This window comes from Geomonas limicola, assembly GCF_014193675.1.
Taxonomy (GTDB): Bacteria; Desulfobacterota; Desulfuromonadia; order Geobacterales; family Geobacteraceae; genus Geomonas; species Geomonas limicola.
This window is the reverse complement of the sequence record NZ_BLXZ01000007.1, coordinates 68,295-81,588: the sequence shown is the minus strand read 5'-3', so window position 1 is coordinate 81,588 and position 13,294 is coordinate 68,295. Positions and strand designations below refer to the sequence as shown.

The following is a 13,294-nucleotide window of genomic DNA, read 5'->3' as shown; positions in this document are numbered from 1 at the left end:
GGAATTTCTCTATCTGGCATCTCCCTCTGAATTCCCCTTTCCCTCCGTTTCTGCTTCCTTTGCTTCCCTCCTCCCGTTCCCATGCTACAATTGGCCAGTGCTTATCTCAGAGTCGGGAGACTGACAACTACCGCGCAGACAGAGTCCTGGGACAGTTGCCGAACTACGGGAGCCTGGTATGGTAATCCATCTGGTACGACACGCAGAAGCGATCGAGCGGACGCCGGAAGTACAGGAGCAGCACCGTTATCTGACACCCCGGGGACGCGTCCGCTTCCGCAAGATAGCCCGCACCCTTAAAATCTCGGGTATCGATCCCGACCTGATACTGACAAGCCCGTTGATCCGTGCTGTCCAGACCGCAGAGATCCTGGCCCAGACACTCAAGTTCAAAAAGGAGCTCCAGCTCACCGACCTGTTGGCCCACGGGTTCGGAGCACCGCAACTGCGCAGGCTCCTTGAGGAGCACCCGGATGCCCGGGAGATCGCGCTGGTAGGCCACGAGCCGGAACTCGGAGAGGTCACCCGGGTGCTTCTGGATACCGATACCCCCTGCGCCCTGGACAAGGGGGCTACCGTTACCTTCAAGCTGACGGCCCAGGGGGAGGCCGCCTTCCGGCAGTTCGTGGACGGCAAGGGAAATCTCTTCGACTCGCGCAACAAGGCGCTCAAACACCTGAACCAGGAGTGATCCCGAACACAAGGGGGACCAGTTTCATGGCGGAACCAGCGGACGATCTGTTACAGCTCAGGGGAGTAGGAAAGGTGTTGGCGCAGCGCCTCAACGAGGCAGGCCTCGGCAGTTTCTCCGCCATGGTGGAGGCCGGTGAGCCGGGACTTCGGAAGGTATCCGGCATCAGCCCAAGCCGGATCGACTCCCTTTTGGAGCAGGCCCAGCAGCTCACGGCAGCAAGCGCCGAGCAGCCCCCCTCTTCCAGTGCAGCGCTTCAACAGCGCCTGGCACAGGTGAAGGAGCGCATGCAAACCCTGGCCGAGCAGACCCGGGAGCAGTTTGCCGACCGGCTTGCCGGAAAGCAGGGGAAAAAGCTGGCGGGGGACCTGGTGCGCATCGACGACGCCCTGAGCCGTCTCGGTGACGGCGGCAAGAAAGGGGCCAAACGTGCCGCCAAGGCGTTGAACAAGGTGGAGAAACGGGTGACCGATCTCGACGGGATAAGCCTGAAAAAGGTGCACAAGAGGCTGAAAAAGGCGCGTAAGGCGCTGATCAAGGCGCTGTAGCGGTCAGCCGGCAGCCTCCCCTGCCCTGCCCCAGCGTCCCGGAGTTTTTAAATGCGTACCACGACATCGACACTAGATCCGCATGTGCAGACCAGGCTGCGTCCCCAGCACGCCACCCCCGCGCCGGGACCCCGTGAATCGCGCGGTGCGGCGCCGGGACAGGCACCGCTTTGGAGCGCGGCGCGCGAGATGACGGCGGCGCACGCCAAGGAGTTCTTCAAGCGCTGGCGCAAAGTGGCCGAGGGTTTCGATGCCGAGGATATCCACGACTTAAGAGTCGCCTCGCGGCGGTTGCGCGAGGCCCTGGCACTCTTCGGAGACTGTTTTCCCGAGAAATCGGTGCGGCGTATCCGCAAGCGGGTGAAGCAGGTGACCGGCATCCTGGGGGAGCTGCGCAACACCGACGAGGCGCTCCTTTTCTTCAACGGCCTCTCGCCTGCCGAACGGGAGCCAGCCCAAACCGAACTCGACCTGCTGGTTGCCCAGCTGCAAAAAGAGCGCGAAGCTGCCCGGCAGCAGTTGGAGAAGGACCTCGGTGACCTGCGGGCGACCCCGCTGAAGCGGGCCATCCGGGAGGGTCTTTCCGCACCCGAGCTATTCGGCAACCAGCGCACCGATCCCTTCCAGCCCTTGGTGCGCTTTGCCGACGAGGCCATCGCCGCGCGCGCCCTTTCGGTAGCGGACCTGCTTCCCCAGGCGCTTTTCGAGGCCAACGCCGGGGCCCAGCACCGGCTGCGCATTGCGGTCAAACGGCTGCGCTACCGCCTGGAGATCCTGGAGCCCTTGTTCACCAGCGAGTACGACCTACTGCATGCCGCGCTCAAGGGGTACCAGGAAGTGCTCGGCAAGCTGCACGACCTCGACGTCTTCGCCGAGCTCGCCCTGAACCGCGTCGCAGACGGCACCGGTCAGCAACAGGTGCTGCGGGTAATTACCGCCCGCCGTAGCCGGCTCTTCGCGGAATTCCGGCACAAGCTGGACGATATCTCCGTGGACGCGATAGGAACCAGGGCAAGGAGGGCCTTGTGAAACAAAACCGCCTGGCAGCCGTCGACATCGGCACCAACTCCATCCGCAGCATCGTCATCGAGGTGGCGGCTTCCGGAAAGTACAAGATACTGGACGACGAGAAAGTCACGGTTCGCCTGGGCGAGGGACTAAACCAGACCGGGAGCATCTCGCCGGCTGCCTGGGACCGCGCCCTGACCGCCCTATCCCGCCAGAAAAAGATCATCGACGGCTACCAGGTGCGCAGTATCGAGGCCGTGGCCACGAGCGCGATGCGCAAGGCGCTGAACGGTCCCGCGCTGGTCGAAGCAATCAAGGAGAAGGTCGGCATTGAGGTCGAGGTGATCAGCGGAGAAGCCGAGGCCGAGCTGGCCGCGTTGAGTGCCTTTCACAACTTCGACCTGGACGGGGTACGCCACCTGATCTTCGACATCGGCGGCGGCAGCCTCGAGCTGATCAGCGCCCTGGGGACCCACATCGAGGAAATCCTCTCCCTGGAACTGGGTGCAGTGTTTCTCACCGAGACCTTCCTGAAGAGCGACCCGGTGACCGAACCGGAGCACCAGAAACTTCGCAAGCACATCCGCAAGGCACTGAAAGCCTCTTTCTCCACCGAGGAGCGCAGCTCGTTGCACTGCCTGGTAGGTTCCGGCGGCGCCATCACCTCGATCGCCGCCATGGTAATGGCCACCCGGCGCGAGAACTACGACTCCAGCCACGGCTATGAGCTTTTACGGTCCGAAGTGGTCCACCTTTTGGCAAGCCTGGTGCGAAAGAGTGACAAGGAGCGCCGCTCCACTCCCGGGCTCAGCCCGGACCGCTCCGACATCATCGTGGCGGGTGTGACGGTGGTCGACGAGTTGATGGATTTCTTCGGCGTGAACCTTTTGAAGGTGAACGAGCGTGGCATCCGCGAGGGGCTCATCCTGCGCGGCCTTCAGAAGCTGAAGCTGTTACCGGGGGAAAAAACGGCACGTTCCTGGCGCGCCTCGCTGTTGGAGTTCGGGCGTTCCTGCCACTTCGACGAGCCCCACTGCCTGCAGGTGACCCGACTCGCCCTGGAGATCTACCACGCGCTGGCCAAGCGCTACGGGTTCACCGAAAAGGACCGCCGCCTTCTGGAGGCCGCGGCACTCCTGCATGACGTCGGCTACTTCATCAACTACTCGAGCCACCACAAGCACTCCTACCACCTGATCCGTCACGCCGACCTGTTCGGCTTCACGCCGCGGGAGCGCGAGCTGATCGCCAACATGGCGCGTTACCACCGCAAGGCCCTCCCCAAGAAAAAGCACGAGCCGTACATGCGGCTTCCGGCTGCGGATCGGGCGCTGGTGTCCCGTTTCGGCGGCATCGTGCGCCTGTGCGACGGCCTGGACCGGCGCCGCAATTCGGTGGTACAGGGGCTCGACTGCCAGCTGGACAAGCACACCCTGAAGCTCACCTTGCAGGGCGAGGAGGACATCTCGGTGGAACTCTTCGGGGCCCGTGCCAAGAACGACCTGTTCCAGATGGCCTTCGACCTCAAGCTGGTCCTCGAGGCACCCGGTGTGGAGTCCGAGGGGGAAGAGGCCTGAGACGGCATTCGCCCGTAACGCAAAAAGGCCCCGGAGCTTTTCCGGGGCCTCTTTTAATCGAGAAAATGAGGGTACGGGGCCTCTTTGGTCCCCTCTCCCCTTGCGGGAGAGGGACAGGGGGAAACGGCCATTTCATCGGAGCTGGCAGCTTCACCCACCCCCGAGCCCCCTCCGGTTGGGGGGGACCCGTGTGCGGTTGCATCTAGTACAGTCGAGTGATCAGCACCCCACAGCTGGCAGCCCAGCGTTAAAAGGTATTCGACCTTCCTTGCACCTCGGCAACGTTCCCTAGAACGAGCTGAAGGCGTCCTGTTCTTCGCCGGAGAACATGCGGTCCAGTTGCAGCATGAGCAAAAGCTGCTCGCCACGCTGGATCACCCCGCAGATGAAATCCTGGTCCATCCCTCCCGCAGCCATCGCCGGCGGCGGCTGGATCTCCCCGCTGGAAATCCTGATTACCTCGGACACGCCGTCCACGATGAAGCCCATCAGCTTGCCGTCGATGTCCATCACCATGATCCGGGTGTGCTGGTCGCTGTCGGATCCCATCATGTTGAACCTGCTGCGCAGGGAGACGATCGGGATGACCTTGCCGCGCAGGTTGATGATCCCCTCGATGCTCGGCGGGGTGTTCGGAATATGGGTGATCGCGGTCATCCTGATGATCTCGCGAACCTTGAGTACCTCGACGGCGTACTCTTCGGCCCCCAGGTTGAAGCTGACCAGCTGGATCAGTTCGTTTTGAGTTTCACCTTTTACAAGCGGTACGATGGCGCGTGACATGAATTCCTCCTGCAGGTCGTTCCTGCACATAAGCTGGTTGTCTGAGACGAGCGGGCCCTGTCGAGCTCCCGCACCGCTCACCTGGGTCACCTATCGGCAGGTTCCCGGAAATCTTGAGGATGAAGTTGTAAGAGGTGTCTTACCCGAGAAGGGCCAGGTGTCTGAGGAACCAGCGGGGGGAGGATCGACCGCGGGAACCGGGCTGCGGGCCCCGCGGTCGATGATGGGTTAGTGATCAGGTACGTTTCGGCGGAACCGGCACCGCGGTGAGTTTCCAGATCTCGTTACTGTACTCGGTGATGGTGCGGTCCGTGGAGAACTTGCCGCTGCGCGCGGTGTTGACGATGCTCATGCGGGTCCAGCGTTCCCGGTCCCGGTAGGCGTCACTCACCCTGCGCTGCGCCTGGATGAAGCTGCGGAAGTCGGCCGCCACCATCCAGGGGTCGTGCGGATTGCCGATGGCATCGATGACCGGGTCGAAGATGCCGGACTCGAACATGTTGAAGTGACCGCTGCGCAGAAGCTGCATGACGCGGAATAGATCGGGGTCGCCGGCGATGATCGCAGCCGGGTTGTAGTGCGGCCTCAGTTCTTCGACCTGCTCGGCGGTCATCCCGAACATGAAGAAGTTTTCGTCGCCGACCTCCTCGCGGATCTCGATGTTGGCGCCGTCCAGGGTGCCGATGGTGATGGCGCCGTTCATCATGAACTTCATGTTCCCGGTGCCGGAGGCCTCCTTGCCTGCGGTGGAGATCTGCTCGGAGAGGTCGGTTCCCGGGCAGATCACCTCCATGGCGGTGACCCGGTAGTTGGGAAGGAAGGCGACCTTGAGCCGGCTCCCTACCTCGGGGTCGTTGTTCACCACGCTCGCCACGTTGTTGATCAGCTTGATGATCAGCTTCGCCATGTAGTAGCCGGGAGCCGCCTTGCCGCCGATCAGCACGCAGCGGTCGGTCCAGTCGGCGGTGTCGCCGCGCTTGATCCGGTCGTAGAGATGGATCACGTGCAGCACGTTCAAAAGCTGGCGCTTGTACTCGTGGATGCGCTTCACCTGCACGTCGAACAGCGAGGAGATCGGGAACTCGACGTCGCACTTCTCCTGCACCAGTTCGGCAAGGCGCGCCTTGTTCATCTGCTTGACCTCGTGCCAGTGGTCCCGGAACTCGGCATCGTCGGAAAACTTGAGGATCTCCTGGATCCGCTCCAGGTGGGCGATGAACCCTTCCCCGATTTTCTCGGCGATAAGCCGGGTAAGCTCGGGGTTGCACCAGCCAAGCCAGCGGCGTGGCGTGACTCCGTTGGTCTTGTTGTTGAACTTGTGGGGCCACAATTCGTAGAAATCGCGGAACAACCCCTGCGCGAGGAGCTGGGAGTGCAACGCCGCCACGCCGTTTACCGAGAAGCTCCCCACGATGGCGAGGTAGGCCATGCGGATCTGCGGCACCGGCCCCTCTTCCACCAGGGACATGCGGCGCAACCGGTCGTTGTCGCCGGGCCAGCGTTGGGCCACCTCGGCCAGGAAGCGCGCGTTGATCTCCAGGATGATCTCCAAAAGGCGCGGCAAAAGCTGCTGGAAGAGGTTCACCGGCCACTTCTCGAGCGCCTCGGGGAGCAGGGTGTGGTTCGTGTAGGCCATGCTGTGCGAGGTGATGCTCCAGGCCTCGTCCCAACCAAGACCGTGCTCGTCCAGCAAAAGCCGCATCAGCTCGGGGACCGCGCAACTTGGGTGGGTGTCGTTCAGCTGGAAGCAATTTTTCTCGCCGAAACCGGTCAGGTCGTGGCGGTTCAGGGCAAGCCAGCGCTCGATGACGTCCTGCAGGCTCGCCGAAGCCAGGAAGTACTGCTGGCGCAGCCTGAGCGCCTTGCCGTTCTCGCTGGCGTCGTTGGGATAGAGCACCATGGTGATGTTTTCGGCCTCGTTCTTGGCGGCCACCGATTCCGGGTAGCTCCCGGCGTTGAACTCGCCCAGGTCGAAGATATCGGTAGGGGCCGCCTTCCAGAGCCTCAAGGTGTTCACCGTGCCGTTCTGGTAGCCGGGAATCGGGATGTCGTGCGGGACGGCGATGACGTCGCGGGTGTCGACCCAGCGCCGCCCGGTGGAGCCATCGGCCCGCACGAAGAGTTCGGTACGCCCCTGGAAGTGCACCCGCTGCGAATATTCGGGGCGCTCCACCTCCCAGGGATTTCCATCGCGCAGCCAGTGGTCCGGTTCTTCGACCTGGCGCCCGTCCACGATGCGCTGGCGGAACATGCCGTACTCGTAGCGGATGCCGTAGCCCATGACCGGCAGCTGCAGCGTGGCGCAGCTGTCCAGGAAGCAGGCCGCCAGGCGCCCCAGGCCGCCGTTGCCGAGTCCGGCATCAATCTCCTGCTCGGCCAGGTCTTCCAGCTTGATCCCCAGCTGTAACAGCGCGGTCGAGGCGCGGTCGGTGATCCCCAGGTTCAACAGCGCGTTCCCGAGGGCACGTCCCATCAGGAACTCGAGGGAGAGGTAGTAACCACATTTGCACTCGGAATCGTGGTAGGCGTAGCGGGTCGCGCTCCAGCGCTCCATGAGGCGCTCGCGGACCGTGTAGGCCAGGGCCTGGTAGTGGTAGCGCGGCGACCGGCTGTACTTGTCGCGCCCGAGGTGGTGGGCGTAGTGGTGGCGGAAATCCTGGATCAACCCCGGCACGTCCATGGGGAGTGGCGGCAGGTCGGTGAGGCCCGGGCTGTATATGGTCTTGTGCTTCTTCTTATCGAACATTGTGACTCCTTGGCGCGGGAACCTAAGCGCAGCGGCCTTTCCCCATTCACGGTGGATCAGGCTCCTCAGCTGCGTCCCCTGGAATTTCGACCCGTACAGTGTACCTAGTTTTTCCATTTTCAAAAGCAAAAGAATTTCTAATAACAAGAGGTTGCGGGATACTCATGACAGGTCACCCAAACTCCCCCGGCGCGCAAACCACTTGGCGAGTTCCAAAATAGGCACGATGGAGAGGGCGCAGCCGGTGACGATCAGCCAGTCCCGCAGCGGGAGCGGGTAGGTTCCCAGGGGGGCTTGCAGCAGCGGGAGGTAGATGACGCACATGAGCAAAACCAGCTCCCAGAGGATGGCGCGATTGAGCCAGCGGTTGGCGAAGGGGTTCCGAAACACCGAGGCACGGTCGGACCTGAAGTGGTAGGCCTTGAAGAACTCGATGAGGACCAGGGAGACGAAGGTCATGGTGCGGGCCTCGGAGGCGGGCTTTCCGGCACCGAGGGCCAAGGCGAAGAGCAGCAGGTTGACCAGGGTCGACCAGCCACCGCCCACCAGCATCAGGGTGACCACGGCTCGGTTAAAGATGCCGTGCTGCGGGTCGCGCGGCGGTCGACGCATCAGGTCACGGTCGGCCGGGTCCACGGCAAGCGCCAGCGCAGGCAGGCCGTCGGTAGCGAGGTTCACGTAGAGGATCTGCACCGCGCTGAGCGGCAGCGGCAGTCCCAGGAGGAGCGTGCCGGCCATCAGCCCGATCTCACCCAGGTTCGAGCTCAAGAGGTACATCAGGTATTTGCGGATGTTGTCATAGATGGCCCGCCCCTCGGCCACCGCGGCGACGATGCTCGCGAAGTTGTCGTCGGTAAGCGTCATGGCGGCCGCTTCCTTGCTGACCGCGGTCCCGGTGATCCCCATGGCGATACCGATGTCAGCCTTTTTCAGGGCGGGTGCGTCGTTCACCCCGTCACCGGTCATGGCGACCACCTGCCCCTGGCGCTGCCAGGCCGCTACCACGCGCAGCTTGTGCGCCGGAGCCACCCGGGCGTAGACGTCGATCTCGCTCACCGTGCGGTCCAGTTCCCGGTCGTCCAGGGTCTCCAGTTCCGGCCCGGTGAGCACCCTCCCCGCCTCCCGCAACAGTCCCAGCTCCCGCGCCACGGCACACGCGGTGACCGGATGGTCTCCGGTAATGAGGACCGGGCGGATACCGGCCTCACGGCAGGTACGTATCGCTTCGGCCGCCTCCGGGCGCGGCGGGTCGCTCATACCCAGCAGCCCGAGCAGGGTGAGGCCACGCTCCGCGTCCTCCCGCCCCCCGGCACGTCGCGCAACCGCGAGCACGCGCAAGGCCTCGCCCGCCATGCGCCGCGCCGCCTCCTTCAGCTCCTCCCGAGCCGCGTCGCTCAACTCCCGCTCCCCATCCGCCGTCCGAACCCGGCTGCAGGCGTCGAGCAGGACTTCCGGGGCTCCCTTGACACAGGCGAAACTCCCCCGGGCGTCACGGTGCAGGGTGGTCATCCGCTTGGTCTCGGAGCTGAAGGGGATCTCGTCCAGGCGCGGGGACTCGGTGTCCAGCAGGCGTGCGTCGATCCCGGCCTTGGCCGCGGCCACCACCAGGGCCCCTTCGGTAGGATCCCCCTTGACGCGGAATTGCCCGTCGGGGTCGGGACCGAGCAGGCGCGCATCGCTGGAAAGAACCGCGGCCCGCAGCACGGCGAGCAACGGTTCCGGCGGCAGGACAGGAGAGCCGTCCTGCAGGAAATCGCCCACCGGTTGGTATCCCGCACCGCTTACCTGATACCAGGTGCCGGCGGCCAGGCACGAGCGCACCGTCATCTCGTCGCGGGTGAGCGTCCCGGTCTTGTCCGAGCAGATGACCGAGGTACAGCCCAGGGTTTCCACCGCGGGGAGTCGGCGCATCAGGGCGTGGCGCCGTACCAGGCGCTGGACCCCCAGGGCGAGCGAGATGGTCACCACGGCCGGGAGCGCCTCGGGGACTACGGCAACGCCCAGGGCAACGGCAAAGAGAAGCATCTCCAGCCAGTCTTCGCCGCGCAAGAGCCCCAGCCCGAAGATGATCAGCACACCGAGCAAGGCGGCACGGGCCAGCAGGATCCCGACCCGGTCCAGCCCTTTTTGCAGCGGCGTCTTCTCGGTGGTGATGGTTTGCAGGAGTCCGGCAATCTTGCCAAACTCGGTGGCCATCCCGGTGGCGACCACCACCCCCCTACCCCGCCCGTAGCTCACCGTCGTACCGGCGAAACAGATGTTGCTGCGGTCCCCAAGCGGCAGGAGCGTACCGGCAAGTACCTGGCAGGACTTTGGGACGGCCCGCGACTCTCCGGTCAGGGAGGATTCCTCGGTGCGCAGGTTCATCGCCTCGCAGACCCTGATGTCGGCAGGAACCCGGTCACCGGCCGCCAGGAGTACCAGGTCGCCCGGCACCAGGCTTTGGGCCGGGACCTCCAACTCCTCGCCATCGCGCAGAACCCGCGCCGTGGGAGCCGCCATCTCGCGCAGGGCTTCCAGCGCCCGTTCCGCCCGGTACTCCTGGAAAAACCCAAGCAGGGCCGCAAAGCCGACGATCACCGCAATGGCCGCCGATTCCACACCGTGTCCCAGGAACAGGGAGAGACCGGCGGCCAAGATAAGGATGACGATCAGGACGTTTTTGAACTGTTCCAGAAGGATCTGCCAGGGGGAGATGCGTTGGGGGGAACTCAGAAGGTTGGGACCGTACGCAGCGAAACGACTGCCGGCTTCGGCGCCGCTCAGACCGGCAGCGGAGCTGTCGAGCAGGCGGCAGACCTCGTCGGCATCAAGGGTGTGCCACTGCGGGGAAGTATCGGACTCCGGCGATTCCTTGGGCATAGATCCCCCAGAAACAGCGGGTTGGGCTGGCAACGGTCAGCGGGGCGCGTCCTTATTACCCCCGGAGCGTCAGAACGAGGAATCCCCCCCTCCCTTGACGGGAGGGGGCCGGGGGGTGGGTGAAGCTGCCATTTCCAATGATGTGGCACCCTCACCCAGTCCCCTCTCCCGCAAGGGGAGAGGGGACTGGACAGCGTTCCCGGACACCGGGGTGTACCTTTCGAGGGCGCGGATACCCGGTCAGCGGGCCATGCGCTTTAGCACATCTTCGAGCTTGCGCAGCTGTTCGCCGTAGCCGGACCAGTCACCCTGGCGCTGCAGGGTAAGCGCCTTTTGGAAGAGGGCGAGCGCCTCTTTTCCAAGGCCTGCTCCCCCACCGGCAAGCGGTGGGAGCGAACCAGCCGTGCCCGGAGGCGTACCTGCCGGCTGCAGCGCGGCAGACTCGGCTTTGCCACCGAAGATCCGCTGCAGGGCGAGTTCCAGGGTGTCCTCCATAACCACCTGGTCGCCGTAGGCCACGATGACCCGGCGCAGCTCGGGAAGCCCGCCCTTGTCCGCCGTAAGGAAGAGCGGCTGCACGTAGAGCAGCGACTTCTCGATCGGGATGACCAGCATGCTGCCGCGGATCACCTCCGAGCCGCGCTGGTTCCAGAGGGTGAGTTGCTGCGAGATGAAGGCGTCCTGGTTGATCCGGGCGTCGATCTGCTTGGGGCCGTAGATAAGCCGGTCCCGCGGGAAGGTGTAGGCGAGGATCTTCCCGTAGTTGGCGCCGTCGTTGCGTGCCGTCAGCCAGGCCGCCAGGTTGTCGCGCTTTGAGGGGGTGAAGGGGAGTAGCAGGATATACTCCTCGCGCGACTCGCCGGGAAGCTTCATCACCGTGTAGTACGGCTCCATCGGCTTCTCGCCGAGGGTCGGGATTTCCCAGAGGTTCTCCTTGTTGTAGAACACCTTGGGGTCGGTCATGTGGAAGGCGGCGAAGACGGCGGCCTGCAGCCCCAGGTACTGGTGCGGGTAGCGGATGTGCCGGCGCAGGTCTTCGGGCATGGCGGAGAGCGGACGGAACATCCCGGGGTAGATCCGGCCGTACACCTTGGCCAGCACCTCGTTGGGATCGCTCACGTACAGGGTGATGCTGCCGTCATAGGCATCGACGGTGACCTTCACCGAGTTCCTCAGGTAGTTGGTGCCGTCCTTGAGCGGACGGGAGTACGGCATGCGGTCCGAATGGGTGTAGGCATCGATCATCCAGGTGAGCCCGCCGGACTGGTTCACCACCAGGTAGGGATCTGAGTCGTAGGCGAGGAAGGGGGCAAGTTTGCGCACCCGCTCGGCGACGTTGCGGTTGTAGAGGATCCGGCTTTGCGCGGTGATGTCCGAGGAGAGCAGGATTTTTTCCGACCCGAAACGCACCGCGAAGAGGAGCTTCGTGGCCAGGGAGTCGATGGGGACTCCCCCCTTGCCGCGGTACACCGTGTTGCTGTTGCCGGTGGCGGTCGGGTAGCTGAATTCGGGGACCTTGGTTCCCACGATGACGTAGTCGTTGGAGAGTTCGCCGTAGTAGATCTCGGGTCGGGTTATCTTGATGTCGGCGAGGCTTACCGGGGGAATATCCTTCACGAAGAACTCCGGAAGCCCTTCCTTGCTGATCCGGCTCACCGGCCCCATGGCGAGACCGTTGCCGTGGGTGAAGATCAGGTGCTCGTTGATCCAGTTCCGGCTGGGAAGGTCGCCATAGGAGAGCTCGCGCGGCGAGAGCATCACCTGGGTAAGCTGGCCGTTCACCTGGTAGCGGTCGTTGTCCACGTCGAAGAACTTGTAGTAGGTCCGGATCTGCTGCAGTTGACCGTAGGTCTTGAGAAGCGGCGCGTGATCCCAGAGCCTGATGTTCTTGATGGTCGCCTGGTTGGTGGCGATGTCGGCGGCGGAGAGTTTCTGGTCGACGTCGAAGGGGATGGTCTCGATTTTGTCCAGCCCGTAGGCAAGCCGGGTAAATTCGATGTGGTTCGCGAGGTACGGAGTCTCCAGGTCGAGCTCGTTGGGGGCCACCTTGAACTTCTGCAGCATGCCGGGGAAAACGCCGATGCCCGCCACGAAGAGAAGGAAGATAAAGGCCGCAGGTGCCAGGCAAAAGCGCCACTTCCCCTTCCAGATCCCGGCCGCGCAGGCAACCCCGGCAAGCGGAGTGAGCCAGGTGAGCACCCGGAAGGTCAGCAGCCGGGCGTTTACATCCGTATAACCTGCCGCCTGGAAACTGCTGTGCCCGGAGATCAGGAGCCGGAAGCCGCCCAGGGCGAAGCCGGCCGCCAGCACCAGGGAAAAGAGCAGGGCCAACAGTCCGAGGTGCCGCTGCACCTTGGCGTCGATGCCGACGCCGCGTACCCCGAGGGTGATGCCGCCACGCAGGTAGTAGACCGCGGCCGTAAGGGCGAAGTTGGCGAGAAAGAGGGCCCCGGCAAAGTCGCGCAGTTGCTCCAAAAGCGGCAACTGGAACAGGTAGAAACCAAGGTCCATGCGCAGGACCGGGTCAGGCGTTCCGACCGTTACCGCGTTGGAAAAAAGGAGCAGGTTCTGCCACTGAAAACTTCCCCACTTCCCGGCGAGAACCGCTAACAGTACGCTCGCCAGGACGCTCAGCGGCGCCACCAGTTTTGCGGCTTCGTCGTTTTTCAACCGGTACAGGTTCCCACCCAGCGGGAAGACGCCGCGCAGGGGAAACTGGATCCGGTTGGCGAAATGCATGTTGGTGAGGGTAACCAGCAAAAACAGCAGACCGAAGCCGCCGGCGGCAACGCCTTTCGCTCCGAGATTGGTGAGAAATACCGCTCGGTACCCGGTCTCGTTAAAGAAGAGCCAGTCGGTAAAGAGACTGACCAGGGAGCTGCCAAAGGGGAGCACGACGGCCAGCAGGATCAGCAGGGCGACGAAGCGGTTTTTCTTCGACATGGGGTAGCTCCGGTGTCATTGCAGTAAAAGGCCCGGCTGCGCCAAAGGTGCACCAGGCTAAAAGGATGCGGATACGATTCGATGCTACGGCCATCCTGTGCTGGCACAGCCGCGACTGGTTCATTATGACAGTTGT

8 protein-coding genes are annotated in these 13,294 nt (G+C 63.7%); 4 read left to right on the top strand and 4 right to left on the bottom strand.

The features are described from left to right. The first annotated feature begins 178 nt into the window (after nt 1-178). The 4 genes from H7688_RS16785 to H7688_RS16770 are packed head-to-tail and all read left to right on the top strand — an operon-like array spanning nt 179 to nt 3,824. A complete protein-coding gene (locus H7688_RS16785; protein ID WP_183362358.1) occupies nt 179-691 on the top strand; it encodes a SixA phosphatase family protein in 513 nt (170 codons plus the stop codon). A gap of 26 nt (nt 692-717) precedes the next feature. Continuing rightward, nucleotides 718-1,239, top strand: coding sequence for a helix-hairpin-helix domain-containing protein (locus H7688_RS16780; RefSeq protein ID WP_183362357.1), 522 nt, complete (start codon nt 718-720; stop codon nt 1,237-1,239). A gap of 51 nt (nt 1,240-1,290) precedes the next feature. After that, nucleotides 1,291-2,268, top strand: a complete 978-nt coding sequence (locus H7688_RS16775) for a CHAD domain-containing protein (RefSeq protein WP_183362356.1) — start codon at nt 1,291-1,293, stop codon at nt 2,266-2,268. Beyond that, nucleotides 2,265-3,824: a Ppx/GppA phosphatase family protein gene (locus tag H7688_RS16770; RefSeq protein WP_183362355.1), complete on the top strand. Its 1,560-nt coding sequence runs from the start codon at nt 2,265-2,267 to the stop codon at nt 3,822-3,824. Before H7688_RS16775 ends, H7688_RS16770 begins: the two co-directional genes overlap by 4 nt. Before the next feature lie 288 nt (nt 3,825-4,112). Here the strand turns inward: H7688_RS16770 and H7688_RS16765 are convergent, their stop codons facing one another. The 4 genes from H7688_RS16765 to H7688_RS16750 all read right to left on the bottom strand — a co-directional run bounded on the left by H7688_RS16765 (nt 4,113) and on the right by H7688_RS16750 (nt 13,158). Next, nucleotides 4,113-4,607 (bottom strand): chemotaxis protein CheW, encoded by a 495-nt coding sequence (locus H7688_RS16765; RefSeq protein WP_183362354.1) that lies wholly within the window; start codon nt 4,605-4,607, stop codon nt 4,113-4,115. Between the two features lie 235 nt (nt 4,608-4,842). Then, nucleotides 4,843-7,353 (bottom strand): glycogen/starch/alpha-glucan phosphorylase, encoded by a 2,511-nt coding sequence (locus H7688_RS16760; protein WP_183362353.1) that lies wholly within the window; start codon nt 7,351-7,353, stop codon nt 4,843-4,845. Between the two features lie 162 nt (nt 7,354-7,515). Continuing rightward, a complete protein-coding gene (locus tag H7688_RS16755) occupies nt 7,516-10,215 on the bottom strand; it encodes a cation-translocating P-type ATPase (protein ID WP_183362352.1) in 2,700 nt (899 codons plus the stop codon). Nucleotides 10,216-10,455: 240 nt separating this feature from the next. Beyond that, nucleotides 10,456-13,158 (bottom strand): UPF0182 family membrane protein, encoded by a 2,703-nt coding sequence (locus H7688_RS16750; protein ID WP_183362351.1) that lies wholly within the window; start codon nt 13,156-13,158, stop codon nt 10,456-10,458. Nucleotides 13,159-13,294: the final 136 nt, after the last annotated feature.